The sequence below is a fragment of the Neobacillus sp. CF12 genome, assembly GCF_030348765.1.
GTDB lineage: Bacteria > Bacillota > Bacilli > Bacillales > Cytobacillaceae > Neobacillus.
The window spans coordinates 670813-693449 of sequence record NZ_JAUCEU010000007.1 but is presented as its reverse complement, the minus strand read 5'-3'; the positions used below and the strand labels follow the sequence as shown (position 1 = coordinate 693449).

The window sequence follows — 22637 nt, the reverse complement described above, 5'->3', positions numbered from 1 at the left end:
TTAGCAACTATTGTTTCAATTGAACTTCGTGCGCTTGGAATCGGTGAACAAAATGTGATAATGGTTTATATTCTGTCGGTACTCGTTATCTCTAGAATCACAATAGGGTATCTCTATGGTATAGTTTCTTCATTTTTAAGTGTTCTAGCATTTAATTTCTTTTTTACTGTACCTTATTACACATTTAATGCTATTCAAGCAGGATATCCAGTTACCTTTTCCATTATGTTGTTAGTCGCATTGTTTGCAAGTGCTTTGACGGTTCGTATTAAAACACAAGCAAGACTTGCTGTAGAAAGAGAGCGTCGGACAGAGGTTCTATATGAAATAAACAAAAAGTTGTTAGCTGCCAGAGGGCTTGATAGTATTGTGAATCTGACAAATGAATATGTAGTTAAACTGTTCAATCGAACAGTAATTTTTTACACAAAAGATCCCGAAAATGGGACAATAGGTTACTTGAAGCAATTATCAGAGGAGATCAAGGACGACATTTTACAATCTGAGAGTGAAAAAGCAGTCGCACATTGGGTATTTGTCAACCACAAACCGGCTGGTGCTGGAACTGACACACTAATTGGAGCAAAAGCTTATTATTTTCCTGTAGTATCACAAAAAAAGATACTTGGTGTAATGGGAATATCCTGTGAAAAAAGCCTTCTCGATCATGATGATCGTCTTTTCTTACAAATGATTACTGCACAAGTAGCAATGGCCTTAGAACGCCAGTATTTATCAGATGAACAGCGCATAATTCTGGTAGAATCTGAAAAAGAGAAAATGAGAAGTAATCTATTGCGTGCAATCTCACATGATTTAAGAACACCCCTAACAGCTATTCTAGGTGCGAGTTCTGCCATTCTCGAAAATCAAGCATCTTTTGATGAGTCTACAAAAAACAATTTGATTGCGAACATAATAGAAGATTCCCAATGGTTAATTCGAATGGTAGAAAACTTGTTGTCTGTAACACGAATCCATGAAGGAACAATGAATGTTTCCAAATCACCGGAGGCTGTAGAGGAAATTGTTGCAGAAGCAGTAAGTCGAATTAGAAAGAGATTTCCAGAGAGCAATATTTCTGTAAAGGTACCTAATGATCTTTTAATTGTTCCCATGGATGGCACTTTAATTGCACAGGTCCTGATTAATCTTCTTGAAAATGCGGTCAAACATTCACAAAACAATACAGCAATTGATGTAAAAGTGAAAAAGAATAAGAATTATGCAGTAATTGAGGTAATTGATAACGGAGAAGGAATTGCTGCTGAAGATTTACCATATTTATTTACAAGTTTTGTACCAAATGGAAAGAAAAGTGCCGATTCATCAAGAGGGATGGGAATAGGTCTTTCCATCTGTATGTCAATTATTAAGGCACATCATGGTAAAATGAGTGCAGAAAACCGAAAGTCAGGTGGAGCAGTTTTCCGATTTACTTTACCACTATCATAACCGTAAACCAGTATCAGAAATAACTGGTAAGCTAAAGAAGGGCAGTGTAAAATGGTGCATAAAACTTTGATTTTAATCGTTGAAGATGAAGCAGGTATAAGCAATTTTATTTCTGCTATATTAACTTCAAAATCAGTATCAAATCATAAAAACTAAAAAGGGAAATGAAGCCATTTCAATGATGGCTTCTCATTCGCCTGATTTAATTTTGTTGGACTTAGGATTGCCAGATATTGATGGAATCGAGGTTTTAAAAGCTATTAGACAATGGAGCGAGGTGCCTATTATTGTTGTATCAGCACGTGGGCACGAACGGGAAAAAGTAGAAGCGCTTGACCTAGGTGCGGATGATTATATTACAAAACCATTTGGCACTTCAGAGTTACTTGCTCGAATTCGGACTGCTATTAGGCGAAATAAGAAAGCTCTAGAAAGTGATGACCAAAGACTCAAAAAGTTTAGCGTAGGAGAATTTGAAATCGATTTTGAGAAACGAAAAGTTCTTATCAAAGAGAAGGAAGTTCATTTTACTCCAATTGAATACAAAATCATTACTTTGCTTTCTGAACATGCTGGAAAAGTGTTAACACATGACTTTATCATTAAAAAAATATGGGGACCCTACACCAATGAAACGCAAGCATTACGAGTCAATATGGCAAATATCCGCAGAAAATTAGAATCAAATCCTGCTGAGCCAAAATACATTCTAACTGAAATGGGTGTTGGGTATAGAATGATAGAAAGCATTTAAAACAAGCTATGAAAACAACTTGTTTTTTTGCTTTAGAAAAATTACACAAAGAGGTTATCTGGAAATGAGAATAAACTTTGAATTATAATGGGGCGGTAACGCTGTTGATGCAATACTTTCTCTCCACTCAACAAATTTAATTTGATTTCTTATTTAGCTAACGGGGGCAAGAGTTTATGATCTAAGCTGTCATTTTGGCAGCTTTTTTTGTTTCTCTAACGGTTAGTTCAAAGAGAAGTTAGGATAAATACTGGGGATGGCTTTTAAAGGAATTATTCTTATTTTAATCATTATTTATGGGTTCCCCATTTTGTTCTTTTATGGGACCTCCATATTGCTGGTTAATTTCTTTAGCTAGCTCATCTAAAAATTCATCAGATAATAATGGTCTATTTTCTTTGAACATGTTAATCCTCCTTTTGAAATAGGTCCTAAAAGTTTTTTATAGGTATTTTTTCTATCTGTTTTATACCCTTTCCGTTTTATTGGGTTTTAATGCTTTTTTACATAAAAAATCATTTGCTTTTGAAGGACACAGGAGTAGTGTAATCACTGTTTCAAAGTTCTAAATCGCTGAAACCATTAGATACGGGGGAACCATTTTTATGGATTGCTATTCAATCCAAGGGGTGAATCCTTTTAAAGGTAGGGCTACTCAATGGTCCGAATCCGACAGCTAACCTCGTAGCGTTATAAGAGAAGGAAGATGGAGCTTGTGGCGCAAGAAAAATGATGTATCTACAGGTCTATTAACAATGACTTGTAGACGTTTTATTTTTTCACTTTGAGAAAAATATATTTAACTGGGCAATATATTACATAACTTATTAATTATAAAATTGGCGGTGAATTATAAATGTTTTCATCAATAAAAAGGGTTTTAATTGGAAGACCCTTAAAATCACATGAATTAGGGGAACAAAAAATTAACAAAACGAAAGCATTAGCTATACTATCTTCCGATGCACTATCATCGGTGGCTTATGGTCCTGAACAAATACTAATCGTGTTGGCAACAATAGGAGCAGCAGCATATTGGTACTCCATTCCTATCGCAGTGGGTGTGTTAATTCTTTTAACAGCTCTCATACTGTCCTATCGGCAAATCATATTTGCTTATCCTCATGGAGGAGGAGCATATGTTGTTTCGAAAAATAATTTAGGAGTAAATCCAGGCTTAATTGCTGGTGGCTCTCTTTTAGTAGACTATATTCTTACGGTTGCAGTAAGTGTGTCTGCGGGGACTGATGCTTTAACTTCTGCCTTTCCCACCTTACATAATTATAATGTGGAAATTGCTATTGTATTTGTAATTTTTATTACACTTTTGAATTTAAGAGGAGTAACGGAGTCCGCTTCAATATTAGCCTACCCCGTGTACTTATTTGTTCTAGCCTTATTCATTTTAATCGGTGTGGGTATTTACAACATCCTAACAGGCGGTGTTGCTCCTGAATTACACACCCCTTTAGGTACACCTGTGGCGGGGATCAGTTTATTTATTTTATTAAGGGCATTTGCTTCAGGAAGCTCAGCATTAACAGGTGTTGAAGCCATATCTAATGCCATACCAAACTTTAAAGATCCAGCACCAAACAATGCTGCTAAAACGCTAATAATGATGGGGATTTTACTTGCTATATTGTTTTCAGGAATCATAACTTTAGCCTATTATTATGGAACTGCTCCAAGAGCTGAGGTAACGGTTGTTTCACAAATTGCAGAGGATGTCTTTGGACGGAATTTTATGTATTTCTTTATCCAAGGAACTACAGCCTTAATATTAATCCTTGCTGCCAACACTGGATATTCTGCATTCCCATTGCTGGCTGTTAATCTTGCTAAAGATAAGTTTATTCCAAGGATGTTTCTGATGAGAGGTGACCGATTAGGATATTCAAACGGTATCATCATACTTGGTATAGCTTCGATCATCCTAATCCTTGCTTTTCAAGCAGAAACTGAGCACCTTATCCCACTTTACGCAGTCGGAGTGTTTGTTCCATTTACATTGTCTCAAACAGGAATGATGGTTAAATGGATTCGAGAAAAGCCTCAAGGTTGGGTGCCGAAATTTATTATTAATACAACGGGTGCATTGATTAGTTTCATTGTCACATTAATGTTCTTCTTAACTAAATTCAATCAAGTCTGGTCAATTTTAGTTTTTCTACCGATTATTATTTTTATTTTCCACCGAATTAAAAAACATTATGATGCGGTAGGGGATCAATTGAGGATTACTACATGTGAGCCCGCTTTACAGATTGAAGGGAATGTAATCATCGTTCCAGTGGCTGGCATTACTCATGTGGTAGAAAACTCAATAAACTATGCCAAATCACTTAAGCCAGATCAAATTATTGCCGTTTATGTGGCTTTTGAAAGAGATGACGAGCATAAGTTTGAAGAAAAGTGGAAGAAGTGGCAACCTGAAGTAAGACTGGTTACGCTGCACTCTCATTACAGAAGTATCATAACTCCATTAACTAAGTTTGTTGATACAGTTGAACATAAAGCGAGCGAATCTAACTATCAAGTAACAGTGGTCATCCCACAATTTATAACTAAGAAAGGCTGGCACAATATTCTCCATAATCAATCAAGCTTATTGATTAAGTCTTTCTTGCTTTATCGGAGAAACGTGATTGTTACCACTGTACCTTTCCGTTTAAAAAAATAAAACAGAAGCCTACTTTATTATCATCCTTTTGGTGAATAAAGTAGGCTTTTTTTTGAACTATTCGGTAATTACAACAGCAAGGTCATCCTTTTGAATAACAAATTCTTGCGGAGGGTTAACATGAGTTTTCTCTCCTCTTTTTATTCCAACCAACATTTTATTTCTTTTGAAAAAAAGATTACATGCCTCATAAAATTGTTTTCCCACTATCCCTTCAACAGGCTCACAGGTTAAGAGGTGGTGGTTATCAGAATTCCGGATTAAATTCATTATAGATTCCATTGTTGAATGAGATTCTAGACTGTTAAGTATAAGAGAGCTTGTAAGGATATTGGATTGGATAATCTCATCTGCTCCTGCTCTCCTTGCATTATCCACTTGTTCAGAAGTAAGAATTTCTGCGATGCATCGAATTGTTGGGTGTGTTCCTTTAATGGCTAACAAGGTAATGATAGTATTCATGTCTGCATACAACTCGTTCATATTTTGGTCAGCAGTTATCACTACACATTGTGCTTCATGAATGTTTGCCTTTAATAAAATTTCGTCTAAGTTGGCACGTCCCTTAATAAAGTGCACGTTTTTGAGTCCAGTTGGCATAGTTTCCAGTGTTTCATCAATAAGAACCACTTTCTTTGATGGATTCTTTTTAGACATAGAAGAAATCAATTCTCTGGATCGTTCATTCCATCCGATTATTATCATGTGTTGATTCCCCTTAAAAAAGAGTTTCCCTTCAATATAGGCTGCTTGCATTGTTACTGCTACAGTAGCCAAGCTGACAAAATAAGAGGAGACAATAGCAATCCCTACTATCATAAGTATAATTCCTGTTATTCTTCCTGCAAATGTTTCTGGAGCGTAGTCCCCATATCCAATAGTAGCAGCTGTAACCACTGCCCACCAAATTCCTTCAAAAACAGTTGGGAAATTATTTGGTTCAATTAAATGAATGATGTATCCAAAGATTATCATAATGAATGAAGCTAACAAAAAAATTCTTACAACAACGGGTAGTCGTAAAAACTTAGCCAACCAATGCTGGATCATCTTTTCCCACCTCATAAAATTCATTCACACTTCATTATTTCCTAATTTCACTTTATGCATAATAAAAATGTTGAGATTTTGGATTAAGATTTTGTCAAGCTCATTAAAGGTTTTGTAATTCTAATCTAATTTAGTGATATGGTAATGAAATGATTTATTTATTGGCAAAATAATATGGTGTGAATTAGCAACTGGGGGGTAACTAGTGTGGTGAATTTCGAATGGGGGAATATTTATTTGGTGTATTTATTACTGTTCCTAATTGTAACCATTTCATTTTTCTTGAAACTCCAGGAATTACGAAAAGAGAGGGTCAAGAAATTTAATGATTTTTTGCAAGCCTTTCACCAGTTGAATGACTCTTTAAAAACTGCCACACAGACTCTCTATGATATTCTGTCGGTAGTAGAAACCGAAGTCCATATAGGTATTTCGGAACGTGTGAATTTATTGGAAAAGCACGTAAAAACTCTAAATTATTGTATTAACCATTTGAAAATTATAAATGGAAATAGTGTTGAACCTGAAATAAGAAAGACTTGTCTGGATTTAATATTCGTATTAGAACATGCAGTAAAGAAAACTACGATTCAATTATTTAACATGAATTTTATAGCTTATGACTTCCGTGATTTTTTCCTTAAGATTACAGAATACAGGCTGAAATTAATCAATTTAGAGAAGGAATTTAACAAAATAAACTCTTAGCAAATATCTTTAGTGCTTACGTAAGGAAGTTTGTGAATAATTGTACTTAAAGTAAAGGCTGCTTTAGTTTAAGTAAGACTGTCTATAGACGGTCTTTTTTTATGAATAAAGTGTCATAACTTAAAAGTATTGACACCAAAAAAACAGAAGCAATAAAATAAAGGAATAAAATGGTGTCATAACTTATATTCAAAAGTAGTGGTAGGGAAGCGGTGGTTTATATGAAATATGGTTACAGCAGAGTCAGTACATTGGGTCAGGAATTAGAGGTACAAAAAGAAAAGTTACAAGCTGAAGGGTGCGACATGATTATCGAGGAAAAATTCACTGGAACCAAGATGGAAAGACCGCAGTTTAGTAAATTGCTTAAAGAGTTAAAAAAAGGCGACACATTGGTAGTAACTAAACTAGATCGGTTAGCCAGGAATGTACGAGAAGGAATTGACGTTGTAGAGGATTTATTTAACAAGGGTGTTCGTGTCCATGTATTGAATGTAGGTTTACTTGAAAACACAACAATGGGGCGATTCTTCCTTCAAACCATGTTAGCCGTAGCGGAAATGGAAAGAAATATGATTGTAGAACGGACTCAGGAAGGTAAAGCAATAGCAAAGCAGCGAGAAGATTTTAGAGAAGGACGACCAAAGAAATATAAAAAGACACAAATAGAACATGCACTAAAGCTTCTTGAAACCCATTCTTACATGCAAGTGGAGGACATAACAGGTATAAGTAAAAGCACGCTAATTAGGGCTAAGAAACGTCAGGAACAACTCAATCAATGAAAGGCAGGAATATAGTAATATGAGTCGACCATCAAGGTCGATTTTTTATTTAGAAGGATATAGATTTACTAGAATTAAAAGTTGTAATGAAGTCGATGTTTTCAATTACAGTTACAATTCTAACAAAAGTTACTGCCGTAATAATGGTTGTAATACCGTTTGATATTGTTGTAATTACTGGTTCAGGAGTTAAGAATCCAGTTGCCATTATTATTGACAGAGCTTCTTCTTCAACTAACGAAGCAGTTTAGTTTAATAAGCTACAGGTTATTTTTATTAAATACAACAAAAATCATACTGCTCAGCATGTAATAAGAAAAGCATCATTAACAGTGGGAATGGTGTTTTTCTTTTTGTTTTAACGAAAAAAATGATACTAATTACTCTCATATGGAATACTAGGAACTCAAAAGGAGGTTGTTATAAAAAGTGCATGACCTAGATTTACACCATATTTTTAAACTTGGCCTTATTTTAGTAATGATTGCAGCTGGGATTACCGCTATTGCAAAAAAACTCAAGCAACCTTACCCTATTGCATTAGTTATTGTTGGGGCTATTGTTGGTCTTATAAACATTCCAACATTAGATCCTTTAAAGGATTTTATTACAGAAGGTGAAGTTTTCAACTTTGTCATCATTACACTGTTCTTGCCTGCTTTATTAGGGGAAGCGGCTTTGAAATTGCCTTATTCCTATTTAAAAGAAAATGAAGAGCCCATTCTAGCACTAGCTTTTGGAGCAACTCTTTTATCCTTTCTGATTGTCGGTTTTTCTACGATATGGGTTTTAGGTTTTTCGATTCCTTCAGCATTTGTTTTTGCTGCTTTAATGAGTGCCACTGATCCTGTAAGCGTTATATCAATTTTTAAAAGTGTCGGGGTAAACAAAAGGCTGGCAACTATTATTGAAGGAGAAAGTTTATTTAATGATGGACTTGCGGTAGTCCTTTTTAAAATTTCCGCCTTTTATTTATTAACATATCTTGAACTTGGTGTTGTTGGTGCGGGCTATGGATTATGGGAATTTATTAAGGTAATCTCACTTGGACTCATCATAGGCGGTGCACTTGGCTATGGTTTCTCAAAATTAACCAGTTATTATGATGATTACCCGTTGGAAATTATCTTTAGTATCATTCTTTTTTACGGTTCGTTCTTACTGGCTGAAGCGGTTCATGCCTCTGGTGTCATTGCTGTTGTTGTGGCTGCCCTCATTTTTGGAAATTATGGGGCGAAAATTGGAATGAGCCCGACGACGAAGTTAAATATTAATAATTTTTGGGAAGTTACTGCACTCCTAGCCAATTCAATTGTTTTTCTAATGGTAGGGTTGGAAATAACCAGGATTAACTTAGCAGACAAATGGGGATACATTTTTCCTACCATTTTAATCGTACTTATTGCAAGAAGCATTTCCGTATATGCAAGTCTATTATTCATCAAGAATTTTCCAACCAGCTGGAAGCACATTATCAATTGGGGAGGTCTAAAGGGCTCATTATCCATTGCTCTTGTTTTAAGTCTCCCTCGTGATTTTACAGGACGGGAGGAAATCTTAATTATAGCGTTTAGTGTGGTATTATTCTCATTAATATTCCAAGGACTTTCAATAAAATCGCTTTTATCTTTCTTAGGGGTTAATAAGAAAGAAGAAGGTTTTAAGGAGTATGAAGAACTTATTGCACGGGGACATCGATTCGAATCAGCCATAACGGAAATCCACACAGTAAGAAAAAAATTGTTCATTACAGAAACAGTTTCAGAAGAGATCATTAAACAATACGAACAAGAACTATCAGCATTACAGATCAAAATAGAGAAACTTTTTGTGAAGTATCCCATTCTAAAAGAAAACCAACAAACCATCCTACAAAAACATGCATTGTATGCACAACACGAAGCAATTGAAAAATTGATTAAAGAAGATATTATTACTAGTGAAGTTGCTGAGCAAGAACACAACCAAATTACAGACAAATTAGTAAAATTAGAAGAGTTACACTAAGCATTAAAAATTCATGGTGTGAAAATAAATAGTATGTTAGTGTGTACTTGGTGAAGTGCTAATTTGGCACAAATGTCGGCATTTACTATGAATAGTTAAGGGAGTCAATATTGTGGAATTGTTTAAAAGAAAAGGGAATTTAGTTAGTTTGCACCCTGCCCAAATACTAGTATTAGGTTTCGGCACTCTAATACTATTGGGCACCCTTCTTTTCATGCTGCCAATTGCTACATATGAAAAGGGACGTGGACTTAGCTTTATTGATGCATTGTTTGAAGCAACTTCTGCTGTCTGTGTTACAGGTTTGGCAGTGGTTGATACGGGGACAACCTTTACTTTATTTGGTGAAATTGTTCTTCTCTCTTTGATTCAAATTGGTGGTTGGGGATTTATGACCACAGGTATATTTATGTTTATTATCTTAGGAAAAAAAATTGGACTAAAGGAACGTTTATTACTGCAAGATTCATTAAATGTATTTTCACTATCAGGAGTAGTCAACCTAGTTAAACGTATAATCCTTATTACTTTTATTGTGGAACTAATTGGTGCTACTACTTTAGCCATTCGTTGGTCATTTGAAATGCCATTGAGGAAAGCAATTTACTATGGTATATTCCACTCTATTTCAGCCTTTAATAATGCTGGGTTTGGTCTTGAGCCTAACAATCTGAGTAAATGGGTAGGTGATCCGACTGTTAATATAATGATTACCCTTCTTTTCATCACTGGGGGTATTGGTTTTACTGTAATTCTCGATCTTTTTCATAAAAGATCTATTCGTAAATTATCCCTTCATTCTAAAGTTGCACTGCTTATGTCACTAATTCTTATCATTCTAGGACCTTTAATTATTTTTATATCGGAATATAATAATCCCGCAACTTTTGGAAGTTTGTCCTTGGGTGATAAGTTGTGGGCCTCATACTTTCAAGGTGTTGTAACACGGACTGCTGGTTTTAATACGATTGATATTGGAGCCATGAACCTTTCTTCCCTTGTTTTCATGATGGCACTGATGTTTATTGGTGCATCTTCAGGGTCTACTGGTGGTGGTATTAAAGTAACGACCTTTGCCATAATTATTTTAGCTTTTTGGACAGTTGTAACGAATCGGAACGATGTGAATATTTTTAAACGTAGAATTTCTTGGGAATTGGTAAATAAATCGTTATCGATAGTGGTAGCTGGAATGTTTTTTATCTTCCTCATCTTCTTTTTATTAACCTTTACCGAGAATGCAGATATGAGCAAACTTTTATTTGAAACAATTTCTGCCTTTGGAACAGTAGGTTTGTCTGCAAATTTCACACCTGACCTGTCGCCTTTTGGAAGAATCTTAATAACCATCATGATGTTTATTGGAAGGCTCGGACCGTTAACCATGGCTTTTGCACTCTTAAATACTCGGAAAGATGCAAAGGTTAGATATGCAGAAGAAAAAATTTTAATCGGCTAGAGATTTTAAAAATTGATTCTTTCGGGGTGAATGATGAACGATGGCCAAAAAAAGTTATGCTGTAATCGGGTTAGGGCGATTTGGAACAAGTATTGCGTCGAAGTTATCTGAAGCTGGGCAGGAAGTAATGGGAATTGATATAGACAATGAACGTGTAGAAGATGGGAAATCATTGGTCACTCACGCAGTTGTACTTGATTCTACAGAAGAGGAATCACTTAAATCAGTAGGGATTCGTAATTTTGATTATGTAATCGTGGCAATAGGTAATGATATGCAAGCTAGTATCTTAACTGTCTTGCTTTTAAAAGAAATGGGAGTAAAACAGGTTATTGCAAAAGCTCTCAATAAACGCCATGGACAAGTATTAACAAAAGTTGGAGCAGATTGGGTAATACATCCTGAAAGAGACATGGGAGAGCGTGTTGCACATCAGCTTCTCTCACCAAATGTGTTGAACTATATAGAACTTTCAAGAGAATACAATATTGAGGAAATCATTATTCCCCCAAGCATGAAGGGAAAAAGTTTACGGGAGCTTGATTTACGAGCTAAATATAATGTCAATGCAATTGCGATCTTGAGTAATGAAAATTTAATTATATCTCCTTCTCCTGACCAGATTATTCAAAATGGTGATAAGCTAGTATTGATTGGACATCGAGAAGATTTAAACGATTTTGTAAATATAAATTAATTTACAAGAGGGTTCTATACCGAAAAATCGAAGCTGTCATTTTGGCAGCTTTTCTTGTTGTACTACCGGAGCAGTTTAGTTGAATAAGAAAGAACACCCTAGTGCACATTTAACACTGTATAAAGCAGTAGGCTTTTTTATTTACATATTGTCAGAAAAATTAGGGAATATTGTACAAAAAAGGATTGTTTGGTTAAATGGAGGTTTATATATGGAGGAAGGCAATCATGTACAGCTTACATCAGCAGAGATAACAGCTCTTTGGGCATCCTATATTAATGATACTGCCATTGCTTGTCATTTTAAATATTTTTTAACCATAGTTGAGGATGAAAAGATTAAAGCATTAGTCAAACATGCTTTTGAAATTGCTCAAGGAAATCTTAAAACACTAACTGAGATTTTCAACAAAGAAAAGTATCCAATACCTTATGGATTTAACCTTAATGAGGATGTAAATGAAAATGCTCCTAGGTTGTATTCAGACACATATTTTTTGAATTACCTCCATCAAGCATCACAAATTGCTCTGCAAGGATACAGTATGAATCTGTCAGTATCAGTTAGAGCAGATGTTTACAGTCATTTTAGTGAGTGTATTTCACAATTAATAAATTTTCTTAGGGAGGTAAAAGAGCTTTTATTATCTAAAGGACTTTATATCAGGTCTCCTTATTTACCTATACCAGATGATATTGATTTTGTTAAAAAACAAAATTTCCTTAAAGGCTTTTTTGGAGAAAAGAGACCATTAGTAGGTACAGAAATATCAAACCTCTATGTTAACTTTCAAAGAAATGCTTTTGGAGTTGCAACCTTAATAGGATTTAGTCAAGTTGCACAGTCAAAAGAGGTAGCTAAGTTTTTATTTAGAGGTGTAGAAATTGCAAAAAAGCATAGTGATGTTTTTGGAGCTATCCTTAGTGAGGATTACCTTCCAGTACCTATGTCATGGGATTCAGATGTAACTGAGTCTACAGCTTATACTTTTTCAGATAAAATTATGATGTTCTATACTACATCCCTTATTGCCCTAAGTATTGGATTTTATGGTACTAGTATGGCAATGAGTCCTAGAAGGGATATAGGTCTGCATTATGTAAGACTTACTGCTGAAATAGCTCTGTATGCTGAGGATGGAGCTAATATAATGATTAAAAATGGGTGGTTAGAACAGCCTCCTATGGCTCCTGATAGGGATGAATTAATAAAAAAATAGAATCAATTATAATCCATATTCAAGTCCTTCTGCATAAAAACAGAAAGGGCTTATTTTATTACATTAGAACTTAAGCAACTCAGATATTTTGTGAAATAATTCACTTAAAGTAACGGGTGCAATAGTTAATGATGATCGCTGCGGCGGTCTTTTCTTGTTGAATTAACGGGCAGTTTAGTGGAAGAAGGATTCCCATAATAAAACGCAGAATTGTTAAAGTAATATTAAAAAGTAGTGGTGGTTAAATAATGAAATTTAATCAATACCAGCAAGTAATGAATGATACAAAGTGGGAAGAAATTAGGTTAGCCATGTCTAACTATCCAATCAATCGACAATGGAGAACAAAAGACATTGTAACAGGCTATATTTGCCCATGGGATGGGGAATGGTATTATCATTTTAAGCTGGGCGGATATAAAGCCATTGAATGGTTGGAGATAAAAGCAGAAACCGATGAAATAAGGAGTTTCGCTTTCCTAACCTAAATATAATCATGGCTCTATAAATATATGGACGATCGGGATGGTGATGGATTAGTAGGTGAGTAAACAATTCGGCTATTTACACATTTAACACAAAAATGAAGAAAGGCTGCTATTTTTGGCGGCTTTTTTCTTGTTGTACTAACGGGCAGGTTAGTGAAAGAAGGAGAGTAGACCGGTTTTAAAGGGATTAGGGTACTTGAGAATGATTAATAAATAAAATCGTGAGAAGGGTAGCATCCGTAATTCGGATACTCTTTTTATTTGAAAAATTGTTTGTTTAAACGACAAATTAGTTTTTCTTACCACTTAACTTTGGATGGAACGTAATTGACAGCTGCTTAATGGTGAGATTTTTTACTATGTGTTGAATTTTCCCAATCAAAATGTTTGTACGAACATACAGTAAACGGAAGATTCAAAATTACGATAAATTGGAGTGGTAAATATGGGCATTAGATGTGCTTGCGGTTTAATAATTCCTAACCTAACCTCTATTAATCAAGTTCCTTTATTCTTTCTGGAGACTCCGGATATAGATGCACTTGGTAGTGTAACTGTTGATATTGATGCATGTAACAATGACCTGCAAGGAAGTTTTGTTACCATTAATTTTTTACAAACTAGCCCGGAAACTCCGGATCTAAGCTTTACATTTAATTCAGTCCAAATAAATTCTGTTACTTGCACTACAGATGTTGGAGTATGCTTTATTCAAATTACTGGCTCTGGACAAGTAGAGGGAGAAACAGAAACAAGACAATTTCAATTCCTTGTCGAACAACAAGAAGGACAGCCTTCTAGAATATTCAGTTTTAGTATCGTCCTTTTTGCTTCAACCGGATCAATATTCTTTCCACAAGATGAAGTTACTACTTTTGGATGTCCTCAATAAATAAATTTAATAAGGGTATTAAATCAAAGAAACTCGCCAAAAAAAGATTGGAGTGGAAAATATGGGAATCAGATGTACGGCTTGCGGTTTAATAATTCCTAACGTAACCTCTGTAGACGATGTTGGTGTAGTCTTTTTTGATCCTGTAACTGAGACTTTTTCAATAGTTCGAATTGGTAGTGTAACTTATGATATTGATGTTTGTGCCGATGACCTTCAAGGAAGTTTTGTTACCATTAATTTTGTACAAACTAGCGGTGAAACTCCGGATCTAAGCTTTACATTTAATTCAGTCCAAATAAATTCTATTCAATGCGTGACTAATCTTGGAGTATGCGATGTGGTTATTGAAGGTTCTGGACAAGTAGAGGGAGAAACAGAAACAAGACCATTTATCGTTGCTTTCGCAATACCAGAAGGAGCGCCTTTTAGTACAGCCAATTTTACTATCAACACTTTTGATGTATCCGCACAAATAACCTTTCCTTCTGATGAAATTACTACTTTTGGATGTTTTTAGGTTACTAACAAAGGAAACTCGCTCAATTTATATTAATCTTTCTCTTTTTCAACTAAAGGTGCTTTACTTTAAGATGAGGTTGCTGCGGTAGCCTTATTCTTATTGTACTAACGGGGCAAATAGGACAAGTTTGTGAAGAATTGTACTTAAAGTAACGGGTAGCAAGAGTTTAACAAGGTGTTGCTGAAGCACATCTTTTTCTTATTGAGGTAACGGGGAGGTTAGTATAGTAATTAATAAAATTACAATATAATCTTATATCTTCTCAAAAAAAAACGGGTATATGGTAAAATAAGTTAATAATGGAGGTGCCATAATGAAAAGGTTTAGTATATTGTCTGTCGTATTTGCAATATTTGGTGTACTGTTATTTTGGTCCTCATACGTTTTTCCAGAATTGTTTGAACCACTTATGGCAGCAGGATTTGTTTTTTTAATTGTTGGTTCGCTATTTTGTTTCGGAGCAATATTTAGAAGTGAAAAAGGAAATGTAAAGTATTTATCAGTGGCAGCATTATTTTTATTAAGTTTCATTATAGTTTGGAGTGAACCGTTTCAAATTGTACGGTTACTTACCTGGATGAGGAACTAGTTAAAAAATACAATAATAAATTTAGATTAAGAAGTATTGTACTTAAAGTAACGGGTAGCGTTGATCCAAGAAGGATTGACGCTTCTTTTTGTTGAACTTATTTGAATTAACGGGTGAGGTTGAATAAGAAAAAACGTTTAATACACATTGAGTGATGTTGCCAAACAAAAAAGTCGGGATTTCTCCCGACGATGAAGTAACGTGTCATACTGGTTGAAGGTCAGTATTTGAATTTATCATATGTGATGTGAGTTCATCATTCTTGTGTATTCGTCTATGTACTGAATGAATGTTTGGGCAAGGCATTTTGTGGAGGAAATTTCTAAGGTGTTTAAGTTTATTACCTTGCCCTTTGCTGAATTATCATTCCCAATAATTACATTATTTATTAAGTAGCCAATACGAACCTATTGGCAACTTACTCCCTGCTTGTTCCACTAAAGGGGCAGGATAGTTGAATAAGTGGCATATAGTAAAACAAAACAATATGAAGGGAGAATTTATGAGTTTAATACTTACTACAATTGTCCTTTTTGCGGCAACAAACATCGATGATATTTTTCTATTATTAACTTGGTTTTCACAACGGGATTCGAGGCTAAAAAGTTCACACATCATATTTGGACAGTATCTGGGTTTTATTGCACTTGTAATATTGAGTGTAATTGGAGCTTTAGGAGCATTAATTATCCCTCAAGAATGGATTGGTTTGTTAGGGGTTATTCCTGTTTATCTAGGTGTCAAAGCCCTTGTGGAACAGTTTAAAGACCGAAAAAAAGAGCATCAGGGTGAAACAGAAGGGGAAGCATATACAGCTCACGAACCTTCTTTAGACGAAACAAATGGAAAAGTTAATTGGGTACAAAAACTTCTTCACCCTAGTATTTATAAAGTCGCAGCCGTTACTTTTGCAAATGGCGGAGACAATATAGGAGTTTATATTCCCTTTTTTGCTACATCTAATGGTTGGCAAATAAGTTTTATTGTTATTGTTTTTTTATTATTTGTTGCTGTATGGTGCTTTATCGCCTATAAATTAATTGCCTTTCCTTTGGTTGCAAAAACCCTAGAGCGATATGGACATATAATAGTACCATTTGTGCTAATTGGACTTGGAATCTTAATATTAAATGAAAATGGCACGTTTTCTTATTTAATTGACAAATTATCGTAAGAAGTTATTTAGCTAACGGGCTCAAGAGTTTAAGATCCAGCTGCCATTTTTGGCGGTTTTTTTTCTTATTGAAGTAACGAAGCAGTTTAGTTGAACAAGGAAATAAGGACAAAGTTAAAGAATATATGATAAATATACAATATTAATTTTGCTTTAGGGGGTTATTATTTATGAAAGTTTATTCTACTGATGCAATTAGGAATATTGGTATGCTTGGTCATACTAGGTGCGGTAAAACTTCAATAGCAAAGGTACTAAACAAGCTAAACAAGGGATGTCTTATTTGTGGAGTTTTAGAAAATATGGGGCATTTCGAAGGGTTATGCAAAAAATGTGAAGAGGATTTCTTTGTAATATATGAACAAGAAAATTATTACTTTAAAAGGTTATGATTTTAAAAAAAAATCCGCATTTGCGCGATCTAATCTTGTTCAACTACCATGAAAATTAACTTCTGTAAGAACCGGAAAATGACAATACTTAAATAGACCCAGCTCAATGATTTTTAAAAAAAAGAGCGGGGCGCCTGATCAAGGTGTTTATGGACTACAAATTTTGAATTAGGAAGCTTCGCTAATTGTCACAGTATAACCTAAGTTTTCTAATCTCCGAACTGAATGGCGTACAATTGATACTTGTCTTTGTTTATCAAAATAATCTTCGCCTAAGTCAACATACATTTCTTTTCGGGTTAGAAGGTAATATGCGATTCGCAACATCGCATGAGCGACTACAATTGCTGCCCTTTTCTTTCCTTTTCGTCCAGCTGTGCGTCTATACAGTGCACCAAGATAGTTTTTTGACCCTCTTACTGATTGAGCTGCTTCTGTTAATGCTGATCTTAAGTATTTATTTCCTTTTTTAGACTTACTAGATTTTCTTTTACCCGCACTTTCATTATGTCCAGGAACTAAGGCAGCCCATGAACATAGATGTGCCGCAGTCGGAAATTGGTTTCCAACATCCGTTCCTATTTCAGCTAAGATCTGCTCAGCCATTCTTGTGGCGATACCAGGAATAGAATCGAGTCGTTCTATGTCTTCTTGATAAGAGCTTACTCTTTTAGCTATCTCTTGATCCAAAATTTCAATTTGCTCACTTAGAAAATCAATGTGAGTTAAAATGGTTTTCAACATCAAACGTTGGTGTGGGTTTACATATCCCTGAAGAGCTAATTCTAGTTCTTCTTTTTTCCGCTTCATTGTACGACGAGCGAAGTTTGCTAGTTTTTCAGGGTTGTCTTCACCATCTGCGATTGCTCGAAGCATATCCTTGGATGAGACTCCCATAATATCAGAAACAACGGAACCTAGTTTGATATTGGCACCTTCTAAAACTTTTTGAATTCGATTATGTTGTCTGGCTCGTTCTTCAATAATACTTCTTCGATAGCGAACTAGTTCACGCAGTTCTCTTTGATTTCGATCGGGAATGAAACTTGCTTTCAGTAGTCCATGGCGAAGAAGTTGAGCTATCCATTCGGCATCCTTTACATCCGTTTTTCGTCCTGGAAGTGCCTTCATGTGTTGAGCATTGACCACTAAAAACTCGATTCCTTCGGACTCTAATAAGTTAACAATAGGTTTCCAATAAACACTCGTGCTTTCCATAGCTACGTGCGTACAATTATTCTCCTTAATCCAGTCCAATAACTTTAATAGAAAAACTGTTTTAGTAGAAAATGTTTGAACCTCCTTTCCTTGTGAAGTCATAATACAAGCTGTGATATTGTCCTTATGGACATCCAAACCACAAGCTCTTTCAATGATTACATCCATTGAAATCTTCCTTTCTAGGCTTGAAAATTGGAGGCTGGTGCAACAATCAGAATTAGGATTAATCTACCATGAGTGCTTCCCGTAAGGGAGCGACAGTTTGTGGTGCACCGTGGTCGTTGGAGTCAGACTAACGGATGGGCTCTAAGGCACCATAGTTGATCGACCTTCCTCTCCCAGCCATAGAAGCAGTATGGACGGATTAAATACATTTTCATTCTTTGTGGTGAAGCGATGATTTTTGCGCTTCATGGATGGCTAACGGGTGCAAGAGTGAATTAAAGCAACGCAATTCGAAATGCGTTGCTTATTTATTTCTAAAAATACTTCCTATATAATTGCTGCCTTATACTTCCACTTAACTGGGCATATATCCGGGTGGTTTCACTTTTTTCATGACCTAGTAGGCTTTGAATTACATCCAGAGGTGCTCCATTATTCAATAAGTGGGTTGCATAGCTGTGCCTTAGTTGGTGCGGATGAATGTCTTTGTTAATGCTGGCGCGGCTTGAAATCCGCTTAATAATGTATCGCATCTGGGCAATGCTCATTCGATGAGGATCCCCTTCCGTGACAAAAATAGCATTGTCCCTGTCTTCACGATTATCTAGGTATCGTTTTAACCAAATTTCGCAGCGGATATTGAAATAAACTTCCCTTTCCTTATCGCCTTTACCTCTGATTACGGCGGATCGGTTCGACCAATTAATTCTGCCTCTATCTAAGGAAACAATTTCTCCTATTCGGCATCCAGTGGAGAACATGAATTCAAACAGAGCCTTTTCCATTGGGGAACAACAGGCTTCCCGTAAATGTTCTATTTCCAATTCGGTCAAATATTTAGGAATTCGTTTCCCGGTCTTAGGTTCTTTTATTTTAGCTGCTGGGTTTTTGGGAATATGCTCTTCTTCATGAGACCATCGAAATAATGATTTCATAAAACGAATTCGATGAGCCAAACTAGCAGGCTTAAGGCTTTCACTTGATTTTGCTAAATAAGCTTTTAATTGATCCGTAGTGATCGTATCAAGTTGAACATCATTAAAAAAGCGAATAAGTAAGCTGGACTGTAGTTTATATGCTTTTAATGTTTGCGGCGAAAAGCCTTCAATGCGTTTATCAGATTCATACGTTTCCCATGCCTGAGATAATAACAAGTCCATCTCTCCCCAAAAAATTCTTTTTTTCAGGAATTATTGACCTGTTTCACTAAATCGAAACGGCGGTCCTTATTAAGCTAAAGGGCAGGTTAGCACCAAAAGGAAGGAATTTATTACATTTAACACGAATAAACTTATAAAAAACTTGGAGGTTAAAGAAATGAAACAAAGTATATTAAATGCTATTTCTTTATTCATTGCTTCATATGGGTAAATAAGTTCGAGGGCATCTTTCGATTATTTGGACTACTGAATATAGGATAGATATTATGTTTCATTATTCAACCAAATTAGAGCTTTTATGGGGTGAAAAAATGGATATTATTTTATGGTTACAAAATTGGTATTTAAGTAATTGTGATGGTGATTGGGAACATAGTTATGGAATTAAAATTTATACATTAGATAACCCAGGTTGGGTTGTTGAAATAAATTTACAAGAAACTGAATTTGAAAATATGGAGTTTAGTGTCATCCAAATTGAACGAAGTGATAATGATTGGGTACATTGTATGAAAAAAGACAATTATTTTATTGGATCTGGAGGACCAAATAACCTTATTGAAATAGTCAATTTATTTAAAGAATGGGTTACATCGGTTTCTTAAATAGATTTTTGTGTCGCTTCTAAAACTAATGAATGCTAGAGTTAAAGATTGGGGATTGCTGCGGCAGCCCTTTTCTTGTTCCATTAACGGGCAGTTTAGTTGAATAAAACACCGTAGAAAGATTGGTAATTTTTCTTTTTTTAGCTTGATTGTTTATTTATCCATCATAAAATAAATAGACTGTGAATTTGAAGGATGTTAAAGGAGACTTATCGAATAGTTGAATCAATGAGAATGCACGAAATGTGGACGAAATATAATGTAGATTCTTTGAAGAGGAAAGGTTGGTATATGGCAAACGTATGGAAGAAATTCATTGTTTTTATGTTTATTTTTTTACTGAGTGGTTGTATACCCAAAAAAGAGAACCATGACGAAGATTATCCTAAAATATTTGGAGATTTTTTTGACTACGTTTTAGGGGAGTGGACAAGTGTAGAAACAGACAAAAAACATGACCATTTTACTGGTGCAGTTTTCATTTTTGAAACAACATATAGAAATTGGGTTATTTCGTACAAAGATGACAAAGGAAATCAACAATCTTTCCATTTGGATAATTTGATTTTGGATGAAATAACTGAATATATGCTCGTTCATACTAGAGACCTTTTTCGTAAGAATTTAGAAAATGAAATAGGAAAAGTACCAAATTATATAACGTATAAACCTTATATCCTTGTGCCTTACACAGAGGATCCCGATGAATTCTATGAACAAAGCAAAGATGTTTATCATTTCAAAGACTTTAGTTTATCAAGAGTGTTCGAAAATCCTTCCATGTATGTGAGAGTGAAGTTTTTATTATCGGATGAAAAAATGACAAATTTATCTAAATTATCAAAAGACGAAAAAATACAAATGGTACAGAAAAAAACAAACCAATTACTTAAAATTTTTCCAAAAGCAAATTTATTGATATCATTGAAATGGGACGCTAAGAAGAATACCATAGATTATTTTTATCTCGATGGGAAACGTGTATATCCCAAAATAACATTTGGATTCGACGAATCGGAAGTATATGAAGAGATGATCTGTTACGCCTGCTTTCATGAAACCGAATGATACAACTCATAACCAAAAGATAATAAATCGATTATGGTTTGCATCTCAAAACACATATCTATATTAGAATGTTCTCTCCCTCCTAAGCGAAGACGTTAGGTTGCTGCAATCCTTTTTTATTGAACTAACTGGGTGCAATAGTTAAAGATGAAGATCGCTGCGGCGGTCTTTTTTCTTGTTGAATTAACGGGGCAGTTTAGTTCAAGAAGGATAATCTATCTTAAATAAAGAATAAGTAAAGTACGAATAGGAAAAGGAGAAAAAGATGGATTATATAAAACATTTAAGAAGTATGGTTGGAAACGAAAAAGTGATAATGGTGGTGGCAGGGGCATTTGTTTTCGATAAGGAAAATCGTGTGCTTATGCAAAAACGTACTGATAATGGACAATGGGGATTTCCAGGTGGATTTATGGAATTAGGTGAAAGTGTACAGGATACTGCTAGGAGAGAAGTTTACGAGGAGACGGGGCTTCTATTAGATGAACTTGAATTATTTGGGATTTATTCTGGTCCTCAATATGACAAGACATTTTCTAATGGAGACCAAGTAGCATTGGTACTTATTTCATTTATTTGTAAACGGTACAGTGGGGTATTAGTTGAAAATAACGAGGAGTCCATACAGAATAGCTTCTTTCCACTTGAAGAACTACCAGAAAATATTTTTACCGAACATCAAATGTTGGTTGATGATTTATTATCGAAAAAACCACTTCCGATTATTGGTAATAACGAACAATATAAATTAATTTGTGAAAAATGTACTTAAAGTAATGGGTGCTTGAGTTGTTCAAAAATGGGATTGCTGCGGTGATCCCATTTTTTCTTCTTCAACAAACGGGGCAGTTTAGTGGAAGAAGGAATTTCAAGAAGACCTCTCTAATATGAATAAAAGATGGGGGCTATATAATATGATTACTCCTATATTATCAGGAACACATATTCTGCACAGTGACTGGAGTTTAAAAATTTATATTTTGAATAGATGAAAGGATTGAGTTAAATGCCTTTAGAAAGTTGCAAGGATCAAAAATCTCAAACATTGATAGAGTTTTATACCGAACTTAGCAATCGTGATGGTCCTCCTTGGAATAAGATAGGAAATGCAATGTTGAAATTTATTCAGATGATAAATGAAATCTTTAAGGAAACAAAAATATTTGGATTAACCTCACATGCAAATTTAAATTTGCTTTCAAAAAATGAATATACCTCAACTTGGCACGTTTCAATACAAGCGAGTGTTTTAGAAGGTTACCACATATCTCACAAAGATGTGAAACTATTTGCTAAAGACATTATCGAGGCAAAAGAACATCTTTTAAATGCTATGATTAAAAGTAATGGTTGGCCAAAAAGCGAAGAATTGAAACGACTTCAAAAGTAATTGAACAAATTTTAGAAATAAACAAACGCAAGATGTCCTTACGTTTTATCAGGTTCAAGAGTTTACATAGGATTGCCTCAATAATTCTTGTTCTTATACTGAAAACACTATTGTGAAGAAATGCACTTAAAGTAACGGGTGCAAGAGTTAAAG

At 34.9% G+C, this 22637-nt stretch carries 22 protein-coding genes, 2 pseudogenes and 1 riboswitch; of the genes and pseudogenes, 20 read left to right on the top strand and 4 right to left on the bottom strand.

Annotated features, from left to right (window positions below):
• A pseudogene (locus QUG14_RS03560) lies at window positions 1–1455 on the top strand (ATP-binding protein); the annotation flags it as partial.
• 51 nt (window positions 1456–1506) lie between these two features.
• Window positions 1507–2209: pseudogene (locus QUG14_RS03555) on the top strand (response regulator).
• Window positions 2210–2492: 283 nt separating this feature from the next.
• On the opposite strand, the gene QUG14_RS03550 reads toward QUG14_RS03555, so the two are convergent.
• Window positions 2493–2615 (bottom strand): bacitracin ABC transporter ATP-binding protein, encoded by a 123-nt coding sequence (locus QUG14_RS03550; protein WP_289339171.1) that lies wholly within the window; start codon window positions 2613–2615, stop codon window positions 2493–2495.
• 155 nt (window positions 2616–2770) lie between these two features.
• Window positions 2771–2915: riboswitch (cyclic di-AMP (ydaO/yuaA leader) on the top strand.
• 150 nt (window positions 2916–3065) lie between these two features.
• Here QUG14_RS03550 and QUG14_RS03545 point away from each other — a divergent pair.
• Entirely contained in the window at window positions 3066–4892 is a 1827-nt protein-coding gene (locus tag QUG14_RS03545) for an APC family permease (protein ID WP_289339170.1), read from the top strand.
• A gap of 57 nt (window positions 4893–4949) precedes the next feature.
• On the opposite strand, the gene QUG14_RS03540 is transcribed toward QUG14_RS03545, so the two are convergent.
• Window positions 4950–5942 (bottom strand): potassium channel family protein, encoded by a 993-nt coding sequence (locus QUG14_RS03540; RefSeq protein ID WP_289339169.1) that lies wholly within the window; start codon window positions 5940–5942, stop codon window positions 4950–4952.
• Window positions 5943–6149: 207 nt separating this feature from the next.
• Between QUG14_RS03540 and QUG14_RS03535 the strand changes: the two genes are divergently transcribed.
• The 13 genes from QUG14_RS03535 (at window position 6150) to QUG14_RS03475 (ending at window position 16875) form a co-directional block, all read left to right on the top strand.
• Window positions 6150–6650 (top strand): hypothetical protein, encoded by a 501-nt coding sequence (locus QUG14_RS03535; RefSeq protein ID WP_289339168.1) that lies wholly within the window; start codon window positions 6150–6152, stop codon window positions 6648–6650.
• 221 nt (window positions 6651–6871) lie between these two features.
• The gene (locus QUG14_RS03530) at window positions 6872–7435 is read left to right on the top strand and encodes a recombinase family protein (RefSeq protein ID WP_289339167.1); all 564 of its coding nucleotides are present in this window, start codon (window positions 6872–6874) and stop codon (window positions 7433–7435) included.
• Window positions 7436–7521: 86 nt separating this feature from the next.
• The gene (locus QUG14_RS03525) at window positions 7522–7686 is read left to right on the top strand and encodes a hypothetical protein (protein ID WP_289339166.1); all 165 of its coding nucleotides are present in this window, start codon (window positions 7522–7524) and stop codon (window positions 7684–7686) included.
• A 178-nt stretch (window positions 7687–7864) separates the two neighbouring features.
• Complete coding sequence (locus QUG14_RS03520; RefSeq protein WP_289339165.1) at window positions 7865–9442, top strand: cation:proton antiporter; 1578 nt, start codon at window positions 7865–7867, stop codon at window positions 9440–9442.
• Between the two features lie 109 nt (window positions 9443–9551).
• Window positions 9552–10901, top strand: coding sequence for a TrkH family potassium uptake protein (locus QUG14_RS03515; protein ID WP_483310791.1), 1350 nt, complete (start codon window positions 9552–9554; stop codon window positions 10899–10901).
• A 40-nt stretch (window positions 10902–10941) separates the two neighbouring features.
• On the top strand, window positions 10942–11598 hold the full coding sequence (locus QUG14_RS03510) for a potassium channel family protein (protein WP_283951267.1): 657 nt from the start codon (window positions 10942–10944) through the stop codon (window positions 11596–11598).
• A 79-nt stretch (window positions 11599–11677) separates the two neighbouring features.
• Window positions 11678–12817 carry a DUF3231 family protein gene (locus tag QUG14_RS03505; RefSeq protein ID WP_353961059.1) on the top strand — a complete coding sequence of 380 codons (1140 nt, stop codon included), beginning with the start codon at window positions 11678–11680 and terminating at the stop codon, window positions 12815–12817.
• A gap of 248 nt (window positions 12818–13065) precedes the next feature.
• The gene (locus tag QUG14_RS03500; RefSeq protein ID WP_289339163.1) at window positions 13066–13305 is read left to right on the top strand and encodes a DUF6678 family protein; all 240 of its coding nucleotides are present in this window, start codon (window positions 13066–13068) and stop codon (window positions 13303–13305) included.
• Window positions 13306–13750: 445 nt separating this feature from the next.
• Complete coding sequence (locus tag QUG14_RS03495; protein ID WP_289339162.1) at window positions 13751–14197, top strand: hypothetical protein; 447 nt, start codon at window positions 13751–13753, stop codon at window positions 14195–14197.
• A 61-nt stretch (window positions 14198–14258) separates the two neighbouring features.
• Entirely contained in the window at window positions 14259–14717 is a 459-nt protein-coding gene (locus QUG14_RS03490; protein ID WP_289339161.1) for a hypothetical protein, read from the top strand.
• A gap of 316 nt (window positions 14718–15033) precedes the next feature.
• Entirely contained in the window at window positions 15034–15309 is a 276-nt protein-coding gene (locus QUG14_RS03485) for a hypothetical protein (protein ID WP_289339160.1), read from the top strand.
• 454 nt (window positions 15310–15763) lie between these two features.
• Window positions 15764–16483, top strand: a complete 720-nt coding sequence (locus tag QUG14_RS03480; RefSeq protein ID WP_289339159.1) for a cadmium resistance transporter — start codon at window positions 15764–15766, stop codon at window positions 16481–16483.
• Between the two features lie 170 nt (window positions 16484–16653).
• Window positions 16654–16875, top strand: a complete 222-nt coding sequence (locus QUG14_RS03475) for a hypothetical protein (protein WP_289339158.1) — start codon at window positions 16654–16656, stop codon at window positions 16873–16875.
• A gap of 168 nt (window positions 16876–17043) precedes the next feature.
• Here the strand turns inward: QUG14_RS03475 and QUG14_RS03470 are convergent, their stop codons facing one another.
• Together QUG14_RS03470 and QUG14_RS03465 are read right to left on the bottom strand one after the other, a co-directional pair.
• Window positions 17044–18261 carry an IS110 family RNA-guided transposase gene (locus tag QUG14_RS03470; RefSeq protein WP_289339157.1) on the bottom strand — a complete coding sequence of 406 codons (1218 nt, stop codon included), beginning with the start codon at window positions 18259–18261 and terminating at the stop codon, window positions 17044–17046.
• Between the two features lie 314 nt (window positions 18262–18575).
• Window positions 18576–19415: a tyrosine-type recombinase/integrase gene (locus QUG14_RS03465; RefSeq protein WP_289339156.1), complete on the bottom strand. Its 840-nt coding sequence runs from the start codon at window positions 19413–19415 to the stop codon at window positions 18576–18578.
• A 272-nt stretch (window positions 19416–19687) separates the two neighbouring features.
• Here QUG14_RS03465 and QUG14_RS03460 point away from each other — a divergent pair, with 272 nt between their 5' ends.
• The 4 genes from QUG14_RS03460 (at window position 19688) to QUG14_RS03445 (ending at window position 22484) form a co-directional block, all read left to right on the top strand.
• The gene (locus tag QUG14_RS03460) at window positions 19688–20026 is read left to right on the top strand and encodes an immunity 53 family protein (RefSeq protein ID WP_289339155.1); all 339 of its coding nucleotides are present in this window, start codon (window positions 19688–19690) and stop codon (window positions 20024–20026) included.
• 291 nt (window positions 20027–20317) lie between these two features.
• Complete coding sequence (locus QUG14_RS03455; protein ID WP_289339154.1) at window positions 20318–21094, top strand: hypothetical protein; 777 nt, start codon at window positions 20318–20320, stop codon at window positions 21092–21094.
• Window positions 21095–21359: 265 nt separating this feature from the next.
• Window positions 21360–21866 (top strand): NUDIX hydrolase, encoded by a 507-nt coding sequence (locus QUG14_RS03450; RefSeq protein ID WP_289339153.1) that lies wholly within the window; start codon window positions 21360–21362, stop codon window positions 21864–21866.
• A 234-nt stretch (window positions 21867–22100) separates the two neighbouring features.
• Window positions 22101–22484 (top strand): hypothetical protein, encoded by a 384-nt coding sequence (locus tag QUG14_RS03445; protein ID WP_289339152.1) that lies wholly within the window; start codon window positions 22101–22103, stop codon window positions 22482–22484.
• Window positions 22485–22637: the final 153 nt, after the last annotated feature.

Bases quoted from the DNA above. Each gene is read 5' to 3' on its own strand.
- QUG14_RS03550 (WP_289339171.1), bottom strand. From the start codon at position 2,615: ATGTTCAAAGAAAATAGACCATTATTATCTGATGAATTTTTAGATGAG.
- QUG14_RS03545 (WP_289339170.1), top strand. From the start codon at position 3,066: ATGTTTTCATCAATAAAAAGGGTTTTAATTGGAAGACCCTTAAAATCA.
- QUG14_RS03540 (WP_289339169.1), bottom strand. From the start codon at position 5,942: ATGATCCAGCATTGGTTGGCTAAGTTTTTACGACTACCCGTTGTTGTA.
- QUG14_RS03530 (WP_289339167.1), top strand. From the start codon at position 6,872: ATGAAATATGGTTACAGCAGAGTCAGTACATTGGGTCAGGAATTAGAG.
- QUG14_RS03525 (WP_289339166.1), top strand. From the start codon at position 7,522: ATGAAGTCGATGTTTTCAATTACAGTTACAATTCTAACAAAAGTTACT.
- QUG14_RS03510 (WP_283951267.1), top strand. From the start codon at position 10,942: ATGGCCAAAAAAAGTTATGCTGTAATCGGGTTAGGGCGATTTGGAACA.
- QUG14_RS03500 (WP_289339163.1), top strand. From the start codon at position 13,066: ATGAAATTTAATCAATACCAGCAAGTAATGAATGATACAAAGTGGGAA.
- QUG14_RS03495 (WP_289339162.1), top strand. From the start codon at position 13,751: ATGGGCATTAGATGTGCTTGCGGTTTAATAATTCCTAACCTAACCTCT.
- QUG14_RS03490 (WP_289339161.1), top strand. From the start codon at position 14,259: ATGGGAATCAGATGTACGGCTTGCGGTTTAATAATTCCTAACGTAACC.
- QUG14_RS03485 (WP_289339160.1), top strand. From the start codon at position 15,034: ATGAAAAGGTTTAGTATATTGTCTGTCGTATTTGCAATATTTGGTGTA.
- QUG14_RS03475 (WP_289339158.1), top strand. From the start codon at position 16,654: ATGAAAGTTTATTCTACTGATGCAATTAGGAATATTGGTATGCTTGGT.
- QUG14_RS03470 (WP_289339157.1), bottom strand. From the start codon at position 18,261: ATGGATGTAATCATTGAAAGAGCTTGTGGTTTGGATGTCCATAAGGAC.
- QUG14_RS03460 (WP_289339155.1), top strand. From the start codon at position 19,688: ATGTTTCATTATTCAACCAAATTAGAGCTTTTATGGGGTGAAAAAATG.
- QUG14_RS03455 (WP_289339154.1), top strand. From the start codon at position 20,318: ATGGCAAACGTATGGAAGAAATTCATTGTTTTTATGTTTATTTTTTTA.
- QUG14_RS03450 (WP_289339153.1), top strand. From the start codon at position 21,360: ATGGATTATATAAAACATTTAAGAAGTATGGTTGGAAACGAAAAAGTG.
- QUG14_RS03445 (WP_289339152.1), top strand. From the start codon at position 22,101: ATGCCTTTAGAAAGTTGCAAGGATCAAAAATCTCAAACATTGATAGAG.